This is a genomic window from Nonomuraea sp. GTA35 (genome assembly GCF_041950525.1).
In the GTDB taxonomy this organism is placed as follows: domain Bacteria; phylum Actinomycetota; class Actinomycetes; order Streptosporangiales; family Streptosporangiaceae; genus Nonomuraea.
This window is the reverse complement of sequence record NZ_JBGNUV010000007.1, coordinates 22,379-47,512: the sequence shown is the minus strand read 5'-3', so window position 1 is coordinate 47,512 and position 25,134 is coordinate 22,379. Positions and strand designations below refer to the sequence as shown.

Genomic DNA, 25,134 nt, shown 5'->3' with positions numbered 1-25,134 from the left:
GTCAGGCCTGGCGGGGAAGGTTCGTGAGGCCGAGTTCGATCGCCTGCTCGGTGGTGAGCGTATTGGTCACGGTCGCGCGCAGCAGAGGACCGGAACCGGAGATCTCCTTGATCAGGTCCTCGGTGTCACGCAGGAACCTCTCCGGCCCGCCACCGGCCAGGTAGCGCCTGTCGAAGGAGGCGCCGTCCGCCCCGTCGCCCTGAGGATGAACGGCGTTCAGCGCGCGGATCCGTGCCGCGATGCCGGGCCAGGCGGCGCTCAGGTCGGTCGCCATGGCGTCCCACTGGTTGAGACTGGAGCTGATCGGTCCGCGGATGTGCAGGTCCGCGCGGTCATCGGCGGTCATCGGTGATGCGTTTCTCCTGACATGCCGCTGGAGAGCTGGTCGAGCACTGTCTCCAGGTCACCGTTCAGATGGGCGCGCAGCTGTTCGGGCGGCACCACCGGAGCGAACAGCTCGACCAGTTCCTCCAAAGCCTTGGCCGCGGCGCGCTGGACCGTTCCGGTGATCGCGTCCGCCAGCCCTCTGGCGTCGGGACGGCGGAACACCCGAGGGTCGAGGTCCAGCCTGATCAGCTCCCCGCGGACGCCCACGGTGGCCGAGACGAGGCCGTCGGCGGATTTCTCGGTGATCCGGATGGACTGGGCCCGCGCGTTGAGGTCGGACGCCTCGCGTTGCATACGCATGAAGGTCTCGCGTAGCTCGTCGGCATAGGCCTGGAGCCCTGCCACGTCACCGTCGTCCAACAAGGCTTCCACCTCCTCGCTGGGTGACTGTAACGTGAACGTCGAATGACGTGGCAGGGGTGACGACACATCTGCGTCGCCTGCCAACAACTGCTGCGCCCAGTGGTAAGCATGGTGGGTTCAGGACTGGCTGGACGGGGTTTCGGTGACGGGCTTGCGCGAGGCTGCGGGGTCGAGGAGAGGACCCTCCGGGATGAGACGGAGCAGGTGCGCGGGCAGCGGCGCCACGTGAGCGGCGTCGTAGCCGAGCATGCCGACGACGTCGGCGGACGCCAGCCGGTAACGCCTGCCCTCATCGGTGATGAGCGAGTATTCGTTGATCGCGCCGGCTTGCCCTTCTCCGGGGAGCTGGCCGGCGAGCGCCGCGCCGCCTGGGGGGAGGAGGACCTGGTCGACGCGGTCGGGGCCGCCGCTGCCGGCGGGTCTGGGGATGGACAGCGTCGCGCCGGTCGTCAGTTGTGCCCGGGTCGAGCCCTTGAGCGTGTCGGCGTACTTCGCGCACAGCGGGGTGGAGGCGTCCGGGGTACGGAAGCGCGGCATCGTGAGCGGTAGCCCGCCGCCCAGCAGGCGCTGGGACGAGGCCTTGGTGGCGTTGACCGTGGCTGCGTCGACGGCGATCTGATGGACCCGCCGGGTGCCGTAGGCGATCTTGGTTTCTGGGTCCTGCAACAGGAGCGTCGCCTGCGTCTGGCTGATGGGCGCCAGGCCGTCGGCGAGCAGGACGTACCAGCGGTCCGGTGTTCCTGGGATGGCGGCCAGGGTGAAGACCTGGCCGACTCGCGCGGGCGAGCCGCCGGGACCCTCGACCCGTTTGCCGCGCTGCGGGATGTCGGGCGCGACGAGGTCCGGTCCGGCGGGAATGGCGTTGACCCAGGAGATCGGCACCTTGCGGGGCGTCTGGTCGGTGAGCCGGCCCAGGTTCTCGATGAGCATGCGGTAGTTGTTCCACAGCACCCAGTTCTGCTGCCCGTCGTTGACGACGAGCGCGTCGCCGCCCACCGGAGTGCCGCCGACGTCGATTCCGCCCAGCAGCGTGACGTACGGCCGGCGTACTCCCGCGGCGTCCGTCTGCTCGACCACGCATGCCGTCCACGGCGCTTTGATCATCTTTTCCGGCTTGGGCAGTGAGTCGGGCGCGCCCGCGATGCCGACCTTCTGGCCACGGGCGAGACCGGCCAGCGACTCGGCCGACACGGTGCGTACCTGGATGTCCTGGTTGTCCAGCAGGAGTCTCGCAGAGACGTAATTCGCCACCGGCTGCAGCTTGCCGTCGCTCTGGTTGTAGACGTAGGAGGCGCCGGTCTCCTTCTCGATGAGCAGCTGGCCGGGCTCCTTGAGCTTGGTGGCTCCTCCAGGGCTGAGCATGCCCCAGATCCCGAACCCGGCCATGATCAGCACCATGACCAGGATGCCCGCGAACGTCGCCACGTTGTACCGCCGCATCGGGGACTCGGGTAGATCCGGCTCGCCCTGGAGCAGCGCCAGTCCCAGGCGCTGGGTCATCAGCTTGTGCGCCTGGTAGAGATCCTTTCGGGTCTGCATGGCGGCCTATGTTACGCACGTCCAACACGATCGCCAGCGCGGTTCAGTGGCGATCGAGCCGTACGGCCTTCTCACCCAGGGCCTCCACCTCGCCGCGCTTCACCCAGGCTCGGTACACGCCGCGCTCGATCCGCTCCAGGCCGAGCGCCACGGCCCGGCGCGCGTCCCCGCCGGTGTACTCGAGGAGCAGCTCCGTCTCTCGGGTGGTGATCACCAGGAAGGGAGTGCCACGCCACTCACAGACGGTTGTCACCAGCCAGATCGCCGAGCACTCCGTCGCCGGTACCACGCGCACGAACCGCCCGGGCGCCACCTCCTCGAAGCCGTCCGCGGGCGCTGACCCGTACAGACGCATCCACAGACGGCCGCCGACGAGGTCCGGCGACGCCTCGAAGTCCACACCGGCCCACCGAGCACGATACGGTTGCCGGTTCACCCCGCCTCCACCAGCAGCCAGCGGCCATGGTCGGCGTCATACTTCGCGCGCACCCGCTCCTGCCCGTCATCCGCCAGCTCCACGATCTCGGCGCCGTGCGGAAGTCCGATACCGTCGATCTTGTACTCCCTGATGGCCGGGCCCGCGTTCGGCACAAGGCCCATCCCGACGAACGGCGGCTCCTCGATCACCCAGCCGGCGACCGCCGCCCGGCCCTTCTCGTCGGTGCCGCCGTAGGGCGTTCGATAGAGTCCCAACCCGATCGCCGGCCAGCGCACCAGGTTGACCGCACCCTCCGTGGTGAGCGCATCCTCCTGCAGCAGCGCTTCGGCGAGGATGGCGGGCGTGGCGATGTGCGCGACGTCCAGCGCGTGATGGCAGTAACCCGATACCCGCGGGCGCTCACTGTCCAGCAGTTCCTGGATCTGGGCAACCGTGAGCAGCTTCTGCACGATCGGGAGGCCACTGTCCGGCTCGGCCGCGAGGTCCTGCTCCAGCGTGGGCACCGCAAGCCGAGCGAGCGTGCCCGGTTCAAGCAGGAACGACGGTTCCAGCCCTGGGTTGATCGCCAGCCCCCAGCCCGGATCAGGCCAGCCGGCCGCGAGCTCGACCAGCGAGAGAACCCGGAAATGCCCGATGGCCTCGCCAGTGGCCTCGCGCATTGCCTCCGCGGAGGTGTACACCGCCACCCAGACCCGGTCCGCCCCCGTCACCGTCGGCCAGGCGACCTGCTCCTCGCCCCTGGCCGCGGCCTCACTGACCGGGCATGCGAAGTCCGCGAACCGCAGGAGTGTGAGGCATGCGGTCAGGTCGCCTCGGCCCTGTGCCTGATGAAGCCGCTTCTCGAACGGCGTCGGTGTCCGCATGGCGGCACAGTAGTGGGTTGGTGCGCAACGCCTGTAGGTTGCGCGTGTGACGGATTGGCCGGTTGCCCGCACCCGCGACGAGGCTCTCGTGTACCTCGATCTGAACCCGTGCGAGTGTGGCTCAGTGGAGACCGAATGGGACAGCGGCGTCGTGAGCAGCGGAGGTGCGCTGGTCAAGTGCTACTCCGGGGCCTGCGAAGGTTGCGGTTCTGACCGGGAGTACTTGTTCTCGCTGCCCCGGCGTGAGGTGATGCCGAGTGGCTGGCCGACCTTCGGCGGCCCGGAGCCGTCCCAGCTGCTCGACGCGGGGGAGTGGCTGTGGCTCGCCGACTTCACCGCCGGCAACGTGCCAGAAGACCCGGAGAATGCTCGCCGGGTGCTCTCCATGGCATGCGCGGCTGTGGAGGAAGTCCTCAAGTTCATCCCGGAGGGGCAGGACAATGTGCCGGCCGAAGCCTTCTGGTCGGCACGGGGCCGGGAGGTACGCGAGGCCGAGCCACCCCGCTTCCGCCGAGATCGTCTACTGGTCGTCAGGGATACCTATCGCGAACTCGCCGATCGTTGAGCTCCGGCCGATCAGGCTCGGGGATGACCGCGGGGAGCGCTGGTCGCCCGGGCGCCGCCACCGTGTCTGTCTTCGCGGCCTCAGCCTGAGCCTGACCTGCTATCTGAGATGTGCGCGCCTCGCCAACTGGTCCTGCGTTCTGTGCTGATGACACGGGGAAACCGACGTTTCAGAATTGGCTCGTCATGGCGCCGGTGGTGGCCAGGGAACGGATGAGAGCGAGTCGAGACGAACGGTCTCGGCGCCGAGGCGGCTCGCAGGAACGCGCTGACGGGCCGACCGCAGGGCGCGCAGGTGACAGCGTTGCGGCGATTACGGCCGTCATCGCAATGGCCGTTGCGGCCTGCGGCGTCACCACGGATGGTTACGGCATCACCATGGACGAACGCCTCAGCCACCTGCGAACGGTCGGCCGCCGTGGCGCCGACGCTCACCAGCAGCTCCGCGCCCGTGACATGCGCATCGACGCCGCGCGCTGCGAGCAGGCCTATTACAGCAGCGGAGCCGGCGACGACCTGCCCGCCGACAATCCGGACGGCAGTACCTCCGACATATGGAGGGAGCATGTGAAGGGCAACTTTGTGGAAGCTTGCGTCGCCGGTGCCTTCCCACCCCCGCGATGAAGTGTGGCCTTCCCCTCGTAGCGTGGAGACCGAACCGGGAGAGGTTTGGTCGTGGCAGCAGTCACGCGACGGCGCTTTGATCCGGAGTTCCGGGCGGGCGCGGTGCGTATCGTGAAGGAGACCGGCAAACCCGTCGCGCAGGTGGCGCGGGATCTGGGGATCAGCCCGTACACGCTGCACAATTGGGTGCAGATGGATCGGCTGGACGAGCACTACAACGGCAACGGGAGCGGAACGCTGGAGGAGTCGGAGCAGGAGGAGCTGGCCCGGCTGCGGCGGGAGAAGGCCGCGCTGGTCAAGCAGCACGCCCAGGAGAAGGCGGCCTGGGAGAAAGAACGCGAGCAGCTGGAAGACGAGCGTGACGACGCCCCTATGCTTGTCAAGCCGCAGCGGATGATATTTCCGCAGGTGAGAGCGCTTCGGTGATGATCGGGAAGATCTCCCTGGCGACGTAGCGCTTGAGGCAGCGGATGATCTCTTTTTTGGATTTGCCTTCGCTGGTGCGGCGTTCGGCGTAGGCGCGGGTGCGTGTATCGCGGCCGAGTCGGGTGACGACGATGGTGTAGAGGGCGCTGTTGCTGCGGCGGTCGCCACCGCGGTTGAGTCGGTGCCGGACGGTCTTGCCGGAGGATGCCTCGATCGGGTTGACGCCGCACAGGGCGGCGAAGGCGGCTTCGCTGCCGAGCCGGTCGGGGTTGTCGCCGGCGGTGATGAGCAGCGCGGCGGCGGTGTCCGGCCCGATCCCGTGCCGTTGGAGCAGCTTGGGCGCGCGGTCGGTGATGATGGCGACCAGTGCGCGTTCGTGGGCGCGGCTCTCTTCGGTCAGTGCCAGGATGCGGCGGGCGAGCATGCGCAGCACCGTGCGGGCCGCGTCATCGATGCTGCGGTGATCGGCCTCCGGCAGGTCCGCGCAGGTGCGGATGAGCGTGATCGGTCCGAGGCCGGCGAGGGCGTCGCGTAGTGCCGGGTCGGCTCGTACCAGGACGGCTCGCAGCTGGTTGATGGCCTGGGTGCGAGCCTTGACCGCCGAGTCCCGGGCGACCTTGAGCATGCGGATCATTTCCACGGCGCCGTCACCGGTCTTGGCGATGGCGGTCGCCTCCTGCGACAGCACGGCGCGGGCGGCGTTTTCGGCGTCGACGGTGTCGCTCTTGCCGCGCCGCCGCCGGCGGGCTCGATCGGGCCGGTTGACCTCCAGAACATCGAGGCCCTGGCGGCGCAGGTAGCGGTTGAGGGCGGTGCCGTGGGAACTGGTGCCCTCGACTCCGGCCCGCCGCAGGTGGCCGTGTCCGCGTGCCCATTCCAGCAGCGCGGCATAGCCGTCGGCGGTGGCCGGGAACGCCTGGGTGCCCAGGAGCACGCCCATGACGGTGATGACTGCTGCGACGTGCACGTCGTTGTGGGTGTCCACGCCGAGCACGATCTGCTCTGGCGTATCGGCGTGGGTGGTGTGGTGGTCGGCGGAGCTGGTCACGGATCTCCTCAGCGGCAGGGCAGGTGACGGTCACCGGCCGGGCGAGGAGGTCAGGACTGTGATGATGCACATGGCGAGGCCCCTATGGGGACACATCCGCGCCTGGTCCGGCGGCACCGCCCGGGCCAGGGCGACAGGTCATCACCAAGGCACAACGTGGCCAGTCTCAAGCTGGGTCAGACCCTGGCTGGTCGGGCGGTGCCTCTCCAGTCTCACAGTGCTCAAGCGTTCCGTGGTCTTGTGGGTCAAAGAGGCGATGGGCCGATAAGCGTGGCGGCCTTCATCAGCTCCCAGAAGACCGAGCACGACATCGACCACGTCACCTCCTGCCGGGCGCTGGGTGTCTCGCAGTCCTGGTACTACAAGTGGAAGAACCGCATCGGCCAGGAGACGCCGACCGCCCTGCAGCGCCGGCGAGCGGGCCTGGATGCGGAGATCACCCGCTCGTTCGAAGCATCCGGCGGCACCTACGGCTCGCCGCGCATCACCCGTGACCTGCACGAGGCGGGCTGGCGGGTGTCGGAGAACACGGTCGCCGCCCGGATGGCCGAGCTCGGCCTGGTCGCCCGTGTGCGGCGCAAGCCGCGCTCGCTGACCCGCCAGGGCAAGCGGCCGGCCGCCCCGGACCTGGTCCGGCGCACGTTCACCGCGCCCGCCGCGGACGTGCTGTGGTGCGGCGATGTGACGCAGATCGACACCGACGAGGGCAAGCTGTATCTGGCCACGGTCGAGGACCTGTTCTCCCGCCGGCTGCTCGGCTACGCCATGTCCGAGCACCATGATGCCGCGCTGACCTGCGCCTCGCTGCAGATGGCGGCGGTCACCCGGGGCGGCGACGTGGACGGGGTGATCTTCCACTCGGACCGCGGCTCGGAATACACGGCTGCCCGCTACCAGGAGCTGTGCCGGCGCCTGGGCGTGGTCCAGTCGATGGGTCGCGTGGGCTGCGCGCTCGACAACGCAGCCGCCGAGGCGTTCAACAGCACCCTCAAGGTCGAGTACGTGCACCGCCACCGGTTCCGCACCCGCGCCGAGGCCCGCCTGAAGATCGCGACCTGGATCGCCGACTTCTACAACACCACCCGGCGGCACAGTGCCAACGATGGCCTGCCGCCCATCACATTCGAACGTCACATGATCGAGAAGAGAAACGCCTCATCGGCCCTGTTGAGGACCGCTGTGGCATAGAACCGTCTCCACGCTTTCAGGGGATTGACACCGATTGAGTACCGTAACGGGTCAAAGAGTGCGCCGATCCGGTGATCAACCTGCGGAGCAAAAGCTTCATATGCCACCAGTTAGGCCTAAACGCCCACTAAGACCGTGACTCATTTGGGGATTGATCATTAGTTCGTTCGTGGATGCGTTCCTTCGACGGCTTGTGCCTGATGAGTTGTGGGAGTTGTTCCTGCGGGTGGTCCCGCCGGCGCCGACGCGGCCGCAGGGTGGCGGGCGGTGGCGGGTCGGCGATCGGGTGATTCTGGCGGCGATCGTGTACGTGGCCACCACTGGGTGCGTCTGGCGGCAGTTGCCGCCGGTGTTCGGCGCCTCCTGGCAGACGGTGCACCGCCGCTTCACCGAGTGGAGCACCGCCAGGGTGTGGGCCAAGCTGTACCGGATCCTGCTGGACGAGCTCGGCGCCCGCGGTGAGCTGGACTGGTCGCGGTGCGCGATCGACTCCGTCAGCGTGCGAGCTGTGAAAGGGGGGGAACTGACAGGCCTGAATCCTGTCGATCGCGGCAAGAAAGGATCGAAGATCCATCTCATCACCGAACGGACCGGTCTGCCCCTGGCTGTCGCGATCAGCGCGGCCAACCTCCACGACAGCGTTGCGCTGGAACCGCTGGTGCGCAGCATCCCGCCCATTCGCTCCCGCCGCGGGCCCCGACGCCACCGACCGGGCAAGCTCCACGGGGACAAGGGCTACGACTACCCCACCTGCGGACCTTCCTACGCGGCCGGGGCATCATCCCGCGTATCGCCCGCCGCGGGATCGAATCCAGCCAACGCCTGGGCCGACGTGAAAGCCGCTGGAAGCCATCGCCTGTACACCTCTCTGCGGCGGAGACGCTTCAAGGATCCGCCACAGGGGCGAGGGACGGCCTGAGGGCCGTCCTCTGGAGCAGGAGCCTGGATCACTGAGGTTCTCGCAGGTCAACGGTATGGCCATGCGTTCCGTGGCCGGTGAGCCACTAGCTGCGTCCGGAAGCCTGGCCGCAACAGATCGCATGTCTCCCTGATGGGTGAAGCAACTGGGCGTAGCCGAGACGGGTGGCGATGATGGTGATCGAGACAGGCTGGGGCCAGGCTACGGCAGGGTCTGCGAACCTGGCCCGTGGTCGCATGAGAGCGGCGGTTCCCGTCGGCGGGGCGTCCTAGTGCTGCTCTGAAGTCCAGAATGACCCCGTTCTCTGGCCACGTTGATGCGGTGTGCCACATGCCTGACACCACGCGGGAGAGGCGCGCTTCCGTCAGTGGGGCATCCGGGTGGTTCACCGTGCGTGTCCGGTTGATGGTTATGCGGGCGGTTTACGGAATGTCACGTACCCGATAAGCCTGTTATCCGTTTTGTGATGATCGCACGTCTTGCCCGGTACGTCGGATTTTTTTACGTTGATCGTCGGAACTGATCGACTCCGAGCCGCGCGACCTGACAGGGCCGTGGCGGAGAGCGACGGCTACGCCTTGTTGGTGTCCTTCGTTGTGGTTCGGAGTGTGATGGCGCATGCGCCCAGTTTCGTCATGGCGTCGTTCAGCTGGGATGATCCTCACGCTTGCCGGGTTAGCCCCGGGTCTGCTGGTGCTGCAGGCGGCGCCGGCTGCGGCTGCCCCTACCGCGGGCGCGGTCGCTGATCTTGGTGCCTTACCCGCAGTGCCGCAGCAGATGATGGGGTCGGGAACGAAGCTGCCGCCGTTCGTGCCCGCGAGCGAGGTGCCGGCCGCGGCGGAGCCGTCGGACGGCTGGCGATCGAGCGTGACCCCTCCGAAGGGGGCGGTGCCGCGGGAGGACCTGACGATCGATGCGACGTCCGCGTCCGAGGAGTCCAGCCTGCCGGCGGGCACGTTACGGGCGGAGGCGGCCGATCGAGCGGTCATGGCCGTGCCGGTGCTGACCAGCGTGTATCCGGTGTCGGGGCATCTGGTCGATTCGCTCACCCCGGCCTTGCGGGCCTGGGGGAAGAGCGCCAACTCCAGCACCTCGAAGGTGTCGTACTCGTTCAAGCTGTGCGACAACGAGGCCATGACGACCGCCTGCACCACCTCCGGCACGATCGCGGGCAACGGCAACACCTGGAGCGTTCCGGCGGGGAAGCTGGCCTGGGGCAAGCAGTACTGGTGGACGGTCACCGTCAGGGACTCCTACGACAACTCCACCACCACCTCGCCGAAGCTGACGTTCGTCACCGGGGTACGCCAGCCGACGGTGACCTCGCAGCTGGCCTCCTCCGGTGTGGAGGGGCGGGAGTTCAACCAGCAGACCGGCAACTACACCACGACCTCGACGGATTTGCAGGTGGCGACGGTGGGGCCGCCGCTGTCGGTGGTGCGCACCTACAACAGCCTGGACCCGCGCACCGACGGCATGTTCGGGGCGGGCTGGTCCACCCGCTGGGACATGAAGGTCGTCAAGGAGGTGCGCGGCGCTTCCACCTCGGCTCTGGTCACCTACCCGGACGGGCGGCAGGTGCGGTTCGCCGCCAACGGGGACGGCACGTTCCAGCCGCCGCCCGGCACGCATGCGACGCTGGCCGAGGACAGCGGCGGCACGTGGCGGTTGCGGGACAAGGCCAACGCCATCTACCTGTTCAACGCGTCCGGTCGGCTGACGAAGATGACCGACCAGCGGGGCCGCAGTAGCGAGTTGACCTACGACACCGCGGGGAAGCTGGCGAAGGTGACTGGGGTCGGCGGCCGGTCGGTGACGTTCACCTGGCAGGGCGACCAGGTCGCGACGGTGTCCAGCGACCCGGTCGACGGGCAGGCGCTGACCTGGACCTACGGCTATGACCAGGGCCGGCTCGTGCAGGTGTGCGCGCCGGTGACGGCGCCGAACTGCACCACCTACGACTACGGCAGCGGGTCGCTGTATCGCAGCAGCGTGCTGGACTCGGACCCGTTCGGCTACTGGCGGCTCGGCGAGGCCACCGGCAACGCGATCGACCTGGGCTGGGGCGCCGGCGATGCCGGATACGACGTCGCCGCCAAGCGCGCGCAGCCGGGTGCGCTGGCGGGCACGACGGACGGCGCGGTGGAGCTGACCACCACCACCGGGGTGCGGCCCCCGGAGGGGATCGTGCCGAGGATCGGCAAGCAGGCGACCATGGAGGCCTGGTTCAAGACCAGCTCCGCCGTCGCCGGCACGGTCATCTCGCTGCGCACCAGCAGCAACGTCAAGGAGGAGGTGTTCGGGGTCGGCAGCGACGGCAAGCTGCGCAGTTCCTACCAGCCGACCACCACCCCGATCACCACCGCCGCTGCGGTCAACGACGGCGCCTGGCACCACGCCGTGCTCACCGTCGCCGGCGACCTGCAGACCCTGTATGTGGACGGTGCGGTCGTCGGCACGCTCAACCAGCCGATCACGGGCACCGAGAACCGGTACATCACCACGATCGGCGGGATCGCCGGTCTGGTGGACGAGGTCGCCGTCTACGACCGGCCGCTCACCGCGGGCGAGGTGCAGCGGCACTACGCCGCCCGCACCGCGGCCCCGAACAAGCTGACCAAGGTGACGCTGCCGTCCGGACGGGTGCACGCGGTCAACACCTACGACGACAAGACCGACCGCATCGCCACGCACACTGACGCCGACGGTGGCACCTGGAAGATCGGCACCGTCGGGATCGAGCAGGAGTCCGGCGAAGCCGAGGTGATCGTGCTCGACCCGGACAATGAAGAGCTCAAGTACCTGTATGACTCCCGGCGCGGCTACCGCATCCGCGGCGTAACCGACCAACGCCCTGCCACCACCTGGTACGAGTACGACCAGGCGGGCTTCCTGACCAAGGTGATCGATCGCAACAATATCGCCAACGACATCTACCAGGACGAGCGCGGCAACACGATCGGCCGCAAGTACTGCCGGGCAGCGAACGAGTGCGCGATCGAGTACTGGACGTACTACCACAACGAGAACGACCCGTTCGACCCGCGCAACGACCAGGTGACGGCGTATCGGGACGGCCGGTCGGCCAGCGACACCGACCCCACCCACGCCACCACCACCGAATACAACACCTTCGGTGAGCAGACCAAGGTCACCACCCCGGCCACGGCCGACTTCCCGCAGGGCCGCTCCGAAAGCATCGCCTACACCGACGGCACCGAGCCGGCGGCAGGCGGCGGCACCACCCCGGCCGGGCTGACCAAGAGCAAGACCGACGCCCGCGGTAACACCTGGACCTACCACTACACCGCAGCCGGCGATCTGGCCGAGCAGAGCAATCCGGAAGGGGCGGTCACCAAGCTGGACCACGATGTGCTGGGCCGCATGGTGGCCAGCACCCGCATCTCGGATGCGGTACCGGACGGAGCGAAGACCACCTTCGCCTACGACGGCTGGAACCGCCTCGTCTCCAGCACAGCCCCGGGGGTGAAGAACGAGATCAGCGGTGTCACCCACACGGCGCAGACTCGCACCACCTACGACCCGGACAGCAACCCGCTGACGCAGACGATCGCCGACCTGACCGGCGGCGACCCGGAGCGCACCACCACCTACACCTACGACGCGCACGGCCGCCAGGACTCCGTCACCGGCCCCGAAGGCGGTGTGGCGCGGCAGGACTGGAACCACCGCGGCCAGGTCATCCGCACCACCGACGCCCGCGGCACGGTCATCGAGCAGACCTACACCGTCCGCGGGGAGCTGCACACCAGCACGTTGAAGGGCTGGACCGGAAGCCCGGTCAACCCCCAGGCGGCCAAGGACGTGCTGCTGGAGAGCCGCAGCTACGACGCGGGCGGGCGCCTGACCTCGATCGTGGACGCGATGGGCCGCACCTCTACGAACACCTACTGGACGGACAACCGGCTGAAGGAGCAGATCGCGGTCGGGGCCAAGCTGAACAGTCCCACCGCCACGCCGCGGGATGTGCTGATCAAGGCCGAGGAATATGACCCGGCCGGCAACCTGGAAGTGCAGATCAACGGTCTCCAGGCGAACGGTGTAGAGGTCGTCACGATATTCAAGTACGACCAGGCCAGCCGACTCATGAAGCAGACGCTGGACCCGGACAACCTAGCCCGCGCCACGGAGTTCACCTATGACGAAAACGGCAACGTCGTCAAGACGACCCGCACGGCCGCTGGCGGAGACCGCACCGAGATCACCAGCTACGCCTACAACAAGCTGAACCAGCAGACGAAGCAGACCGTCGAGAACGGCACCGAGGACATCGTCTCGACCACCGAGTACGACGATCGCGGCCTGCCCGTGGCCGCCACGGATCCGCGTGGCAACGCCGACGGCGCGAACGCCGCCGACTACACCGCCACGATGCGTTACGACCTCCTGGACCGGCTGGTGGAGAGCAAGGCGCCGCAGGTGCAGGTGGACAAGAACGGCACCGCCGCCCCGGCCCGCCCGACAGCGCTGGTCGGCTACGACACAGTGGGCAACCAGACCCATCAGCGTGACGCCGAAGGCCGCACCGTCATCTCGGCCTACGACAAGGCCGACCGGCTGACCAGTACCACCGCACCGGCCTACACGCCGCCCGGCGGCACCGCGCTCACCTCGACCGTCGAGCAAGCCTACGACAAGGCCGGGCAGCTGATCAGCAGCACCGACCCGCTCGGCAACGTCACCACCTACGACTACGACCAGCTCGGCCGACAGGTGCGGGTCACCGACCCCGCCCCTGCCGACGGTCAGACTCCCGGCACTCGGGTGATCGAGTACGACATGGCGGGTGAGACGCTGGCCACCGTCGATCCGACCGGCGCCCGCACCCAGGCCACCTACGACGACCTGGGCCGGCAGATCACCGCCACCCAGATCGAGCGCAAGCCCGCCAGCGCCGCCTACACCACGAGAATGGAGTACGACGACGCTGGCCGGCTGATCAAGCAGATCGTCCCCGGTCAGGGCACGACCACCATGACCACCAACTTCAAGGTCAATGCGGCCGGTGAAATCATCGAGGTGGCCGACCCAAGGGGGACCAGCACCAGGGAATACGATCTGGCGGGGCGTCTGAGCACGACCAGCACGATCATTGACGCGATCGGCAACAAGAGCGCCACCACCGCCGAATACGACCTGGCAGGCCGTAAGACCAAGGCCGAGGCCAAGCGCGTGACTGCAAACGGCACCAGTACCGTGCTGCGCACCTCCAGCATGGCGTACGACGCCGCGGGTAACCAGATCAGCGTCACCTCGTCTGAAGGCCATGTCACCCGGCAGACCTTCGATGCGCTGAACCGGCTCACCTCCCTCGTCGAGCCGGTCTCGGACACCGAGTCGATCACGACCAGTTTCGGCTACGACGCCACCGGCGCCCGCACTCGGGTCACCGACGGGCGCGGCAATGCCACCTGGACCGGTTACAACAGCCTCGGCCTGGCCGAGAAGGTGATCGAACCCGCGACCAGTCAGCACCCGGACGAGGCCGACCGTACCTGGACGCACATCTACGACGCGGCCGGCAACCCGACCGCTACCATCCAGCCCGGCGGGGTGCGCACCGACCGCACCTTCGACGATCTGGGCCGGCTCACCAAGGAGAGCGGCGCGGGCGGCGCCGCCGCCACGGCCGAGCGCACCTACGGCTATGACCTCGCCGGTCGCCGCACCGTCGTCGGTGACCTGACGATCGACTACAACGACCGCAGCCTGCCCTTGAAGGTCTCCCGCGGCACCATCCAGCAAACCGCCTACAGCTATGACGGGCTCGGCGTCCCCCTCCAGCGCATCGACGCCGCGGGCACCGCTACCTTCACCTACGACAGCGCCAACCGGCTCAAGACAGCCACCGACCCGGTCACCAGCCGCACCCTCACCTACGGCTACGACCCGGCCAGCCGGTTGAAGAGCATCATCGGCACCAGTGGCACGGCCAGTACCCAGACCCTCGAGTACGACGACATGAATCGGGTCACGAGCCAGACGCTGAAGAACGGTTCCGGCACTCAGCTCGCCAAGATCGCCTACGGGTGGGACAAGGACGACAACCTCACCACCAAAACCACCACAGGCACCGCAGGAGCAGGCGCCAACTCCTACACTTACGACCATGCTGGCCGGCTTACCTCCTGGACCGCCCCGGGCGGCGCGGTGACCGGCTATGGGTGGGACGCCTCCGGCAACCGCACCAAGGCCGGCAACGCGACGTTCACCTACGACGAGCGCAACCGCGTCACCTCAGGTGACGGTACCGATTACACCTACACCGCGCGCGGCACCCTGGCCACCAGCAGCAAGGCTGGCGCCACGACGAACTACACCTTCGACGCCTTCGACCGGCTCATCGCCGACGGCGACGGCCTCTTCAGCTACGACGCCCTCGGCCGGATGACCAGCCGTATCCGCGGTACCGCGAACCAGACCTTCGCCTACAGCGGGCTAGGCAACGACCTGGCCGCCATCACCGACAGCGGCGGAGCCGTCCAGGCCAAGTATGCCCGCGACCTCGGCGGCGGCCTGCTCGGATTGAAGGAGGGCTCTGGCGCGGCTGTGGCGGCGCTCAGCGACCTGCACGGCGATCTGGTGGCTACTTTCACTACCAGTTTGCAGACCTCCACCGCCTACGATCCGTTCGGCACCATTACCGCCCAGAGCGGCACCAAGACCGGCCTCGGCTACCAGGGCGAGTACACCGACCCGGACACCGGCAAGGTCAACATGCACGCCCGCTGGTACCAGCCCGGCACCGGCACCTTCACCAGCCGCGACACCGCCACCCTCAACCCCAGCCCGTCGGTGCAGGCCAACCGCTACACCTACGCCAACGCCTCACCTCTGACCGGCACCGACCCCACCGGACACTCCACCATCAGCATCGGAGGCAGCTCGCTCGCCGGCTCCGGCTACGGCAGCTCCGGATCGAGCGGTGGCGGCTACACCCTCCCCGCAGGCGGCTACGGCAGCTCGGGATCATCGGGAGGCGGTAAGGTCATCGGCCCGGTCGGCGGCGGCTCGGTTGACGATACATGTGTCCGCATGGGTTTCTGTGTCGGCGCGGGCGATGTCGTTGTGGACCCGAGCTGGGCCCGGATGATCGAGCTGGAAAACGAGAAGAAGTTCTGGCTCGGTCAGGACGAAGTCGAGAGGCTGGGCTTGGAGGTCATGCCCAACGGCCGGCCGATCGACCAGCCGAACTTTTGGTTCGCCAGTGAGAAGGTGCAAAACGAATACATGTCCAACTGGTCGCCTACCATGACCGACAAGCAGCTTGCCTTCAGCTGGGTGGCGGCGGGCGGGCTGGAAAGCTTCGCTGCCATGGAGAAGGCGGCGAAGAAGAACGCTAACGATGTAAGGCTCGGCGAGTGGCGAAAGATGCAGCAAGTAGGCAGTAGGCTCGGTTCGGGCATGTATGCTACAAAGCCAAAGGACGGAACTAGCGCCTCTAGATGGGCCTCTTATGAGAGCTATAAGTACATCGTTAGATACTGGAGGGATATCGAGAAGGCGGCCGCGAATCACGGAATCAAAAACGTAAATGCCTTGGCTGCAGTTCTCATGTACGAAAGCCACTGGCAGGCCAATCAGATGTTTAACGATAATGTCAGCTTTTGGGCGGATGGAGAAGGGGCGTCGGTTGGCGTTTCCCAATTGGAAATCTATAAAGTAAGGCACGCGCTTAACGCATACAAGGAGGGGTTTGCCGCCAAAAAATATGACGATGGCCAGATCGCGGATATGATGAAAAACCCTTCGTTTGCAATTCATGCGGCGGCGGCATATATGCGCTACCTGAAAGCGCGCATAGAGGGTCTTAATCGTCTCATGACTGACATGGACGCGGCAATCGCCTACTGCACCTGCTCCGGAGCGGTCACGGACGTGAAAACCGGAAAGGTCAGCGCCAAGCGATACGTGGCTTGGGCAAATAGTGGCTACGTCGGCAGGCCCGAGGCCACCCCGCAGAATCCAGAAAACGGGCGAATCGCAGAGGAGCGCCGTAACGCTCTACTAGCATACGAGAAGGCCGCCCCTGAGCTCTTCGCATGCGGAAAATCTGTGCCCGCATGCTGGACCTACATGTAAGATACGATATCGTCCTCAATTGATGCCGTGAGCGAGAAGATATAAAAAGATGAGGGTTACGCGGAGACGAAAGCTGCCTGCACTTGCTCTTGTGATCTCTCTTCTTGTTGGAGCGTGTGCGCAGCAGCCCGAAGAGGTCGACCCCGGCGTACTGGGAGAAATCAATAAGATCGGCACAGTTATCTGGAAAGAACGCCAAGAAGTCTCAACGGGGTCAGAAATTCTAGTAACCCATGCTTTCTTGGTCGATGTCGGTGGCGATACTGAGGAGAAATCGCTAGGGAAGGCGGTAGCCTATCTCCACAGCCGGAACTGGACCACCAAGGTGGACAGCCGGCCGCTAAATGTGTGGCTGAAATCACCCCGGTGGGAAGGCGCCACCGTTGCTGCTTATGCGTGGAGCGTCTCCGAGGAACACGATCGCCCCGAAGCGATGAAGGCCATCGAAAGGCAGGGTATCAAGCCCACTGCGCTCGTGAGCGTTTACGCGTACGTAGGCTGGTAAGTACAGCAGTCGCATCACCGTCGCCTGGTAGATCAGCCACAGAAGCACAGACTCACCGATGAGGAACTCGAACCTTATGACCGGGTCATGCAGCATCTGCTGGCGGTGTATTCGCGCCGCAACCGCAGCGTCAACGTCGTCGAGTTCGCGATCATGCAGCAGGCCGGGACCTGGAGCATGCCGGGGACATAACGCGTCTCGAAGTGCCCGATGAGGTGGGGCCTCGAGTGTGAGTCGGCCGTAGTCCGCTTCAAGAGGCTCCTGGCGACCCGCATCCGGTCACGGAAGGTGTTCGTCGACATGAAGCCGTCACCCGCCTTTCCTCATGGCTCAGATCATGGAGTTCCTCAAGGTAGGCGCGCACCTCGCGTTGTCATCGTGATGCTCGCCCACTGTGTGCACCAACTTCCGTGACGACATAATCAAATGCGGGACAGACCTCCGCTGAGCGAGAGGGACCGGTGACCGTAGCTGGCAGCCTGCTCCACGTCGCCGCGCTGGGCCGCGATCACCCCGAGCGTCAAGCGCGTCTCAGGCCGTGACTCATTTGGGGATTGATCGTTAGTTCGTTCGTGGATGCGTTCCTTCGACGGCTTGTGCCTGATGAGTTGTGGGAGTTGTTCCAGCGGGTGGTCCCGCCGGCGCCGACGCGGCCGCCGGGATCGCACTGTCACCTTGAATGTCGTTCGGTCACCTGGAGAGATGCTGATTTAAGGACAGTGCACAGGTCGGCCGCACGCCCGCTGTCATGTTCAGCGACGCCAGACACCCCGTCGAAGTGTCATCTGTTGCCTTGGCGGAGGGAGTGCTGGTCGCGCGGGGTGTAGGTGGCGAGCATGGCGGGGGTGAGCAGGTGGGCGGGCTGGGTGCCGTAGATACGGGCCAGCAGGTGCAGGGTGTGGACGGAGGGGCGTCGGCCTGTCTGGGGCCAGGTCTCGTGGTCGTAGAGGCGGGATTCTCGTAGTCCTGCGCCGGTGATGTCGGCGAGCCGGTGGAAGGCGTCGACTGTCTGCGCTGCGGTGAGGCCGGCGGCGTGGCGGTAGAGGCGGAGTGGGCTGGCGGGATGATCGAGGGCGAGGATGATGGCGATCTGGTCGATGGTGAAGCCGTGCTGGCGCAGGTATCGGCTGCGGCGGCGGCAGTCGAGGAGCGTCTGGTAGCCGGTGCTGGTCATGCGGCGAGGTGTCCTTTCTATTCTGACCGCGGCGTTGTGTCGCCTCAGCGGGGGCGGGGTCGAGGAACGGTAGGTGGGCTGGGCCAAGGGGCTCAAGCTTCTGCGTGGGGTGATCGCCGGAGGTACTACGGGCGTTCGGTGGGCGTGTGGATGGCGATGGTGCTGATCGAAGCGGTACCGGGGCGGGGTTGCGGGTTGGGGATGTGATTCGGGCGGCGAGGTGGGTGATGGTGCTGGCCGTTCCCGGATGCGCCGGGGCGCGACCGGAAGGAACAGTCAGCATGAGCCACCGCGAGCAGCACACCTCAGTCGAGCCGAGCCGCCCTGTCGGACTGTGGGCGCCCCGACAGTCGCTGGGGGAGGAGTTTCCGGATCTGGCGCCGGGGCTGGTGATGTCGACGTTCCGGTCCCAGCAGCTGTGGGGTGGGATGGCGTCGCGGCGGGCGTTTCGAGGGCGGGAGGACCAGTCGGCTCCCGCGCGCCGCATGGTGGGCTGGTTGCTGGCCGACACCGGCCGAAGAGGGGATGCGGAGTGGGTGACGGCCGAGCTCGTCAGCAACAGCCTGCGGCATTCGCGTTCGGGGCAAGCGCGGGGGTTCTTCGTGGTGGAGGTGCTGCGCGGCGCGGACGTGGCGCGCATCGTGGTCTATGACCTGGGCGGAGGTTCGGTTCCGGACTTCTCCCGGACACCAGACTCCATACCGGGACTGGCTGAGCACGGTCGCGGGCTGGCCGGAGTGGCAAAGCTGGCGTCCCGGTACGGGGCGTTGGGTGATCCGAGCACTGGGCATGCGGTCTGGGCGGACCTGGCTCTGCCCGAGGAGGCGGCTCAATCCGCCACAGCCGACGATGCGGCCGGTGCTGGCGGGGAACGGCCGGAGCCGGTCGGCTTGCACGAGCGGATGCCGATGCCCTTCAGGAAGGTCACGAAGGAAACGGGACGCGCGATCACTGGTGTCGGCTCCTCGCCGGTGGACTGCGGGGGAACCCCCAGTGATCTGGCGGCTGGCCTGTATCCCTCGCCGCAAGGCAACACGATGTTGAGGTGGGAGGCGGACCGGGGGTCGGCCTTCGGTCAGGAGCCGTGGGCGCAGTTGGCGCTGGCCGGGCTGCGCCGGGACTGGCCCGATTGGGCCTTCCTGGTGGTGCGGTATCGGTGGCTCGCCATGCGCGGCCCCCAGGTGGTGATCGCCGCGGCTGGTCCAACGGAGCTGCGCCAGGCCTTGCCGCCGATCCCGCGAAAACCCATCTCGGCCGACTCTGGATCCGGTGCATCCAGTCTGCATGAACACTGCGCGGTGGCGCCTGACCCGCCGGTGCTGACCTTCTCCGAGCCGCTGGGGACGGAGCCGTACAACGGTCGGGAGCGGGCGGGCACGTCATCACCGCCAGCGCCCACGCCGGGTGCGTGCGCGGATATGGGTGGGGTGCGCGGGGGAGAGGGCGCCGGGGCGGGGTTGAGCGGCACGCTGGCGGCGGTTGCGCCGCCGTCAGGGGTAGTGGCCGCCGAACGGTCGGGGACGGGCACGTGGGCGGTTGTCGGCGCGGGCCCGGCGCGGGTGGCGTGGTGGCCGCGCGGGTGGCCGGTGTGGCGGCGGGGCCGCTCGCGGGCAGGCGCACGAGTGTCTGAAGGGGACCGTCGGGCTGATCCGAGAGGTTGGCCTGGTGGGGGTGGCCCTCGCCATCGCCGGGTTCGGTCGAAGACCGTCGCGGTGGTCGCTGTCGCCGCCCAAGGACAAGCATCTGCGGCGTGATGCGGGGCTTGACACCTGGGGCGCAGATGGGCGTCGATTCTGGTCCCGCCTTCCGGCGCGGAGGGCGCCGGAAGGCGGGCGAGCCCTGAGGCTGAGGTACCTCTGCCGGTGAGGGACGAGCCGAGATCGGGAGGACGTGGAGTGTCGCGTTCGCTGTTGCGGGTTCGTGGACGGGGCGTTGTCCGGTGTTGTCTTCGGTGTCGCGTTTTGTTGTCGCGCTCGGTGTTGCCGCTGAGAGCGCCTCACCCGTCGATGTGCCGTTTGCTCAGGTCAGGTGGGTTTCGGCTGTTGCGATGGCCGCCCCGAGTCGCCTTAAGGCGACTCCTGGAAGATGTGTGCGGGTAAGGTGGCGTGCTGCGTGCTCCTACGCCGGTGTGGTTCCCGTCGTCGGCTGCCTTCCCGTCTCGTCTCGCTGCATTTCGACTGGTGTGTTGCAGGGTGCCGGCTGGCCGGCCCTGGTGAGGCTTGCCGAGAAGGCCCTGGGTGAGCAGGTTCGTCCTGCCGCCCGCCGCCCGCGTGATCGCCGCCCGCGTGATCGCGTGTGATGGGGGCGCTGTGCGCGGGCATGGGTGGGCCCCGGTACCGCTGTTGGGCGGTGTCGGGGCCGTTCCATTGCCGGGGACCGGTTGTTAGGCCGGGGCGTGTGTGTCGTTCATGTCGGCCGGGCGTGTGGCGTCCGTGGTGGCGGTGGTGTTGTCCTGACTGGGGTCGAAGTCGCCGAGGGTGTCGGTCAGGTAGGCGGCGATGGCGTCATAGTCCGGGTGGTGGCTGCTGAGGTTGATCATGTGCTCGTGGGTGCAAATTTCGAGGAGTGCGTCGTCGTCGCGGTCATGGCGGGTGATGACGGGTTGGGTGTGGTCGTCGTGCCACATGAGGGCCCAGTCGGGGCCGTGGGCGGCCAACGCGCGGACGTCGGCCGGTTCCACGGTGATGTAGCGGGGGGTTTCGGGAAAGCCGGTGTCGTGGGCGTGGCGGTAGCCGGTGGTGGTGTGTGGGGGGAGGCCTCCGGCGGCGATCAGGGCGGCGACAGCGGCGGGCGGCGTTTGGCGGGGCACGGTCACCGTGTACGTGGGGACGCTGTGTGCGGGGTGGGGGCCGGTGATGGTGATCGTGATGGGTACGGTTGAGTCGGCGGCGTACGGCATGGTGATCGATGCGGTCGCGCCGGTGCGGGTGATCCGGTAGTCGGTGGTGATGTGGCGGCCGTCGGCGTCGGGGCGGCTGGCCTGGTGGCGATGGATGCCGTAGGGGCGTAGCGCGGTGGTGTAGGGGCCGGTGGCGGCCATCATGTGGGCGGTGTGCGGCCATTGCCGCAGGCGGATACGGGCCTGGCCGGTGATGACGGCGACGACGGTGACAGCGATGGCGGCGGGGCCGTCCGGTTGGCCGTGCCAGGCGTGCTGATCGTGGATGGCGGTGTATCCGGCGTGGTCGATGATCTCGAAAATGTCCCCGTGGTCGGCCAGGTGGGTGGGGGCGGCGAACACGTCGTGTCCGTCCCACATGAGCGCCCATCCGGGGCCGTAGGCGGCCAGGCCGCGTAGGTGGGCGGCGTCCACCGTGATGTCGTCGGCGGCCATCGTGGGTGCCATGCGGTTTTCCTTTCGTTCCCCCGGCGCGTCATCCCGGGTGGTTTTCAGCGGCGATTCACCGCCTAATTCCATGGACGCTCCATCGCGCATTAATGTCAACCCGGACGCGCATTAACATCTGAGATTCCACAACTGGGAATCGGACAATCAGGGGTCGTTCGCCGTCGTCCGGTGAAATGCGTGAAGAGTCGGGCCGGCCGCGGATGTCAAGCCGATATAGCGATCCATCTTCGAGATGTTTCCGCAGATCAATGATTGTTTATGAGGGTAGCCTCTCCAGCCGTTCCGGTGACGGAAAATGTTCCCGGATCGGCTTGCCAGTCGTTATCTATGCGAGGGATGGTCGTCGCACAAACAAAAACATCGGCCCGGAACGGGGCCGGGAAACGCGACCGGAAAGGGACGCACGCCATGGCTATCACTACGCGGGAAAACACCGGGACCGAAAACATTCCCGCTGACACCGACGCCGCTATCAATAACGCGAATACCGCCGTCCCGGCCGCCCACGCCGCGCCCCTGACCGCCCCTGACCGCCCCGGCACCGCCGCCCCGGACACCGACCCCACGGTGGGCACCGATACCCGTGCGGAGGCGGTGTGGGCGGCGCTGAACGCCGAGCCGGGCGCGACCGCAACGGCGATCGGGGCGGCGGCCGGGCTGAGCCGGATGGTGGCGGGCAAGATCCTCAACCAACTCGATTCCGACGGGCGCGCCCGCCGCGAGCCGGGCACGAACGACGGTCAGACGCGGGGCCGCGCCGCTGACCGGTGGTACCCGATCACCACCGACACCACCGCCCCGGACACGTCCGCCTCGGACACCCCGGATGCCGAAACGCCGGGCACCGCACCCGCCGCGCCGGACGCTGATACCCCCGACGCTGACACCCCGCAGGGTGACACCGTAGAAGCAGCGGACGAGGAGACGCTTCCGGCTGCCGACGGGACGGCCGCCCCCGCCCCCGGCCCGGTGGCCGCTCGGCGCGACGAAGGGGAGCCGGTCGAGGAGGCGCATGATCAGCCGGAGGAGCTCGGCGACGAAGCGCCCGATGAGGGTCCGGACCAGGCCCACGTCCCGGTCCCCGGCGCTGACCCGTCCGAGCCTGTGTCCGAGTCGGTGTCTGGGCCGGTGGTGGATGATCCGGCGTGGGCGCGCGTGCGGGCCGAACTGGCGGAACTGATCGACCTGCTCGGCGGGGTCGCCCTGGCCAAAGACGACAGTAACGACGTGATGGCGTTGGGGTGCCTGGAGATGGCGATGGCCAGCATCGCCTCGGTGCACCGTGACGCGCGCGCGGTGCTGACCGGTATCGACGCCGCCCCGGCCCGCGCCGTGCCGGGCGCCCGGCCGGGCGGTGCCAGCGGCGGCATGGGGGGCGGGGTGCGGCCGGGGGCGTTGCGGGATCGGGTGTACGCGCATCTGATCGAGTACCCGGGCAAGGACTTCACCCCGTACGAGATCGGGAAGGTGCTGGATGCCTCGTCCGGTGCGGTGGCCAACGCGTTGGATCGGCTGGTCAACCTCGGCCAGGCGGTGCTGACCTGTGAGCGGCCCCGCCGGTTCGCCCTCACCCCCACCGACGCCCCGACCGACGCCCCGACCGACGCCCCGTCCGAGGCCAGCGCGGCGGACACCTACACCGGCTGAACGAGGGTCAGGGCGGGCCATCCCATGTCGGCCCGCCCCGGACCCTGTAGCCCGGCCGGTCGCCCTACCGACGCCCACCGCAACCCACGGCCCACCCCCAGCTCACACGCTGGGCGGTAACACCGTCCGGCCCACCCGGGCCACCTCCATCGATCCCCGCTCCACCGGCCCTGATGCTGAGGGGCCAGCCCCACACCTGTTCGTCATCGCGTCTGTTTCGCCTGCCCACACATCAGAAAGGCCCTGTCATGGCTCACGAAATCGAGATCTTCGCCAACGGTTCGGCCGGGTTCGCCGCCGCTGGTAAGCCCGGCTGGCACGGGCTCGGCTACACCGCCCCCGGCCCGATGACCGCCGAGGACCTGCTGGCCAACGCCCAGCTCGCCGGATGGAACGTGCGCAAGGTGCCGGTCGGCCAGGTGACCGACCCCGTCACCGGACAGCCGGTCACCACCGACGAGGACTTCCTGGTGGTGCGCACCAACCCGGTCACCGGATCGCCGGAACGGCTCGGCCGCGTCGGCAAGGAGTATGAGGTGCTGCAGAACGAGGACGTGACCGCGTTCCTGCAGACCCTGGTGGACGAGTCCGGGGCGGTGTTCGATACCGGCGGGTCGCTGAGCAACGGGCGGCGCATCTTCGTCACCATGCGCCTGCCCGAGCCGCTCATGGTCGGCGGGTTCGATCAGATCGACCTGTACCTGGCGGCGTTCTCCCGGCATGACGGGTGGGGCGCGTTCGTCACCGTGGCGACCCCGGTCCGGGTCGCCTGTGCGAACACCGAACGGGCGGCGCTGGCCAACCACGCCTCGAAGTTCACCGTCCGGCACACCGGCCGGATGGCCGGGCGCATCGCCGAGGCCCGCGAGGCGCTCAAGCTCACCTGGAAGCACGGGGAAGCCTTCGCCGCCGAAGCCGAGAAACTCCTCGCGACCCCGATGGATTTCGCCGAGTTCCGCCAGTTCACCAACGTCCTGTACCCGATCCCGCCGGGTGCGAAAGACCTGGCGCGCAAGAACCGCGAGCTGACCCTGCGCCAGCTGGAGCACCTGTTCGCCCACGCGCCCACGCAAGAGCCGATCCGCAACACCCGCTGGGCCGCCTACAACGCGGTGACCGAGCGGCTGGACCACCGCAGCCCGGTGTTCGGCAGCCGCGACGTGGCCGCCGTGCGGGCCGAGCGGGCCCTGCTCGACGACCACGATCACGCCAAGATCAAGACCCGCGCGTTCCGGCTCCTGGCCACCGCCTGACCTGTAGCCCCCGGGCATCCGGTACGGCCCCGGCGCGGGGCCGTACCGCCCGGCACGCCGCTACCCGGCGGCGTGCCGGGACGCGACCCGCCCCCCGCGAACGGATCGGCGGCCACACCGGCCGCCCGGCCGGGGACCGGACAACCGCGAGCAGCCGATACCCCGCCCCGCGCCGCGTACGTCATCACCCGATTACCGAAGGAGGTCCCCATGGGACGACTCGAAGATCTGGCCGTTCACTACGCCAACGCCGCCCGCTGGGAACTGAGCGAGGCGCTCAACCGCATCGCCACCCTGGACGAGGAGGGCACGTTGCACGACAAGGACCTGGGCCGGATCGCCTACGCCTACCAGCGGATGTCGTGGTGGCAGCAGGTCACCGACCTCACCCACGGCTGCGAAGAACCGATCGACGGCGCGACCGCACTGCTCACCGTGCGGCAACGGGCCCAGGACCTGCTGATCAACGCCCGCCCAGTGAACAACGGCGGCTTGTTCGTCCTGGCCATGGCCGAGGCCCGCAGGGGCGGCGCCCGCGCCTTTCTCGACGCGACCGAGAAACTCGCCGACGCACTGGCTCTCCTATCCGATCACGACACTCACCCGGCCGGGGAACCCTCTCCAACCCTGCCCACCACCGGGCAGGCCCCGCCCGAGAGGCGTCGCCCGTAATGCCACGCCCGGTGGCCGCCGCCTACAGCCAGCCGGGCGGCCACCCCATGCCCCTACCCCTCACTCATCCC

Annotated in this window: 18 protein-coding genes and 2 pseudogenes; 12 read left to right on the top strand and 8 right to left on the bottom strand. The window is 67.9% G+C overall.

The genetic code is table 11. From position 1 onward, the window contains the following. Window position 1 precedes the first annotated feature (1 nt). From ACBJ32_RS29680 to ACBJ32_RS29660, 5 genes are all read right to left on the bottom strand, one after another. On the bottom strand, window positions 2-346 hold the full coding sequence (locus ACBJ32_RS29680) for a hypothetical protein (protein WP_375129478.1): 345 nt from the start codon (window positions 344-346) through the stop codon (window positions 2-4). Beyond that, a complete protein-coding gene (locus ACBJ32_RS29675) occupies window positions 343-747 on the bottom strand; it encodes a YbaB/EbfC family nucleoid-associated protein (protein ID WP_375129477.1) in 405 nt (134 codons plus the stop codon). Before ACBJ32_RS29675 ends, ACBJ32_RS29680 begins: the two co-directional genes overlap by 4 nt. A 120-nt stretch (window positions 748-867) precedes the next feature. After that, window positions 868-2,289, bottom strand: coding sequence for a type VII secretion protein EccB (eccB, locus tag ACBJ32_RS29670; RefSeq protein WP_375129476.1), 1,422 nt, complete (start codon window positions 2,287-2,289; stop codon window positions 868-870). Window positions 2,290-2,332: 43 nt separating this feature from the next. Next, window positions 2,333-2,689: a hypothetical protein gene (locus tag ACBJ32_RS29665; RefSeq protein WP_375129475.1), complete on the bottom strand. Its 357-nt coding sequence runs from the start codon at window positions 2,687-2,689 to the stop codon at window positions 2,333-2,335. A gap of 32 nt (window positions 2,690-2,721) precedes the next feature. Beyond that, window positions 2,722-3,591, bottom strand: a complete 870-nt coding sequence (locus ACBJ32_RS29660) for an SseB family protein (RefSeq protein WP_375129474.1) — start codon at window positions 3,589-3,591, stop codon at window positions 2,722-2,724. A 46-nt stretch (window positions 3,592-3,637) separates the two neighbouring features. On the opposite strand from ACBJ32_RS29660, the gene ACBJ32_RS29655 reads away from it, so the two are divergent. The 3 genes from ACBJ32_RS29655 to ACBJ32_RS29645 all read left to right on the top strand — a co-directional run bounded on the left by ACBJ32_RS29655 (window position 3,638) and on the right by ACBJ32_RS29645 (window position 5,205). Beyond that, window positions 3,638-4,156, top strand: a complete 519-nt coding sequence (locus ACBJ32_RS29655; RefSeq protein ID WP_375129473.1) for a hypothetical protein — start codon at window positions 3,638-3,640, stop codon at window positions 4,154-4,156. 329 nt (window positions 4,157-4,485) lie between these two features. Further along, window positions 4,486-4,779, top strand: a complete 294-nt coding sequence (locus ACBJ32_RS29650) for a hypothetical protein (protein ID WP_375129472.1) — start codon at window positions 4,486-4,488, stop codon at window positions 4,777-4,779. 51 nt (window positions 4,780-4,830) lie between these two features. Further along, entirely contained in the window at window positions 4,831-5,205 is a 375-nt protein-coding gene (locus tag ACBJ32_RS29645) for a transposase (protein ID WP_375129471.1), read from the top strand. On the opposite strand, the gene ACBJ32_RS29640 is transcribed toward ACBJ32_RS29645, so the two are convergent. Beyond that, complete coding sequence (locus ACBJ32_RS29640; RefSeq protein WP_375129857.1) at window positions 5,159-6,202, bottom strand: IS110 family transposase; 1,044 nt, start codon at window positions 6,200-6,202, stop codon at window positions 5,159-5,161. The genes ACBJ32_RS29645 and ACBJ32_RS29640 overlap by 47 nt on opposite strands. Before the next feature lie 321 nt (window positions 6,203-6,523). On the opposite strand from ACBJ32_RS29640, the gene ACBJ32_RS29635 reads away from it, so the two are divergent. From ACBJ32_RS29635 to ACBJ32_RS29615, 5 genes and pseudogenes are all read left to right on the top strand, one after another. After that, window positions 6,524-7,441: an IS3 family transposase gene (locus tag ACBJ32_RS29635; protein ID WP_375129470.1), complete on the top strand. Its 918-nt coding sequence runs from the start codon at window positions 6,524-6,526 to the stop codon at window positions 7,439-7,441. Between the two features lie 169 nt (window positions 7,442-7,610). Then, window positions 7,611-8,287 (top strand): annotated as a pseudogene (locus ACBJ32_RS29630) (IS5 family transposase); the annotation flags it as partial. A gap of 727 nt (window positions 8,288-9,014) precedes the next feature. Continuing rightward, window positions 9,015-16,463 carry an RHS repeat-associated core domain-containing protein gene (locus ACBJ32_RS29625; protein ID WP_375129469.1) on the top strand — a complete coding sequence of 2,483 codons (7,449 nt, stop codon included), beginning with the start codon at window positions 9,015-9,017 and terminating at the stop codon, window positions 16,461-16,463. Between the two features lie 91 nt (window positions 16,464-16,554). Further along, on the top strand, window positions 16,555-16,968 hold the full coding sequence (locus tag ACBJ32_RS29620; RefSeq protein ID WP_375129864.1) for a hypothetical protein: 414 nt from the start codon (window positions 16,555-16,557) through the stop codon (window positions 16,966-16,968). Window positions 16,969-17,540: 572 nt separating this feature from the next. Beyond that, window positions 17,541-17,630: pseudogene (locus ACBJ32_RS29615) on the top strand (IS5/IS1182 family transposase); the annotation flags it as partial. Window positions 17,631-17,749: 119 nt separating this feature from the next. On the opposite strand, the gene ACBJ32_RS29610 reads toward ACBJ32_RS29615, so the two are convergent. After that, a complete protein-coding gene (locus tag ACBJ32_RS29610) occupies window positions 17,750-18,142 on the bottom strand; it encodes a hypothetical protein (protein WP_375129468.1) in 393 nt (130 codons plus the stop codon). Window positions 18,143-18,423: 281 nt separating this feature from the next. Between ACBJ32_RS29610 and ACBJ32_RS29605 the strand changes: the two genes are divergently transcribed. Then, window positions 18,424-19,896: an ATP-binding protein gene (locus tag ACBJ32_RS29605; RefSeq protein ID WP_375129467.1), complete on the top strand. Its 1,473-nt coding sequence runs from the start codon at window positions 18,424-18,426 to the stop codon at window positions 19,894-19,896. Between the two features lie 629 nt (window positions 19,897-20,525). Here the strand turns inward: ACBJ32_RS29605 and ACBJ32_RS29600 are convergent. After that, complete coding sequence (locus ACBJ32_RS29600; RefSeq protein ID WP_375129466.1) at window positions 20,526-21,488, bottom strand: hypothetical protein; 963 nt, start codon at window positions 21,486-21,488, stop codon at window positions 20,526-20,528. A 411-nt stretch (window positions 21,489-21,899) separates the two neighbouring features. Here ACBJ32_RS29600 and ACBJ32_RS29595 point away from each other — a divergent pair, with 411 nt between their 5' ends. The 3 genes from ACBJ32_RS29595 to ACBJ32_RS29585 all read left to right on the top strand — a co-directional run bounded on the left by ACBJ32_RS29595 (window position 21,900) and on the right by ACBJ32_RS29585 (window position 25,063). After that, entirely contained in the window at window positions 21,900-23,138 is a 1,239-nt protein-coding gene (locus ACBJ32_RS29595; RefSeq protein ID WP_375129465.1) for a hypothetical protein, read from the top strand. A 248-nt stretch (window positions 23,139-23,386) separates the two neighbouring features. After that, window positions 23,387-24,391, top strand: a complete 1,005-nt coding sequence (locus ACBJ32_RS29590) for a DUF932 domain-containing protein (RefSeq protein ID WP_375129464.1) — start codon at window positions 23,387-23,389, stop codon at window positions 24,389-24,391. A gap of 210 nt (window positions 24,392-24,601) precedes the next feature. After that, the gene (locus ACBJ32_RS29585; RefSeq protein ID WP_375129463.1) at window positions 24,602-25,063 is read left to right on the top strand and encodes a hypothetical protein; all 462 of its coding nucleotides are present in this window, start codon (window positions 24,602-24,604) and stop codon (window positions 25,061-25,063) included. Window positions 25,064-25,134: the final 71 nt, after the last annotated feature.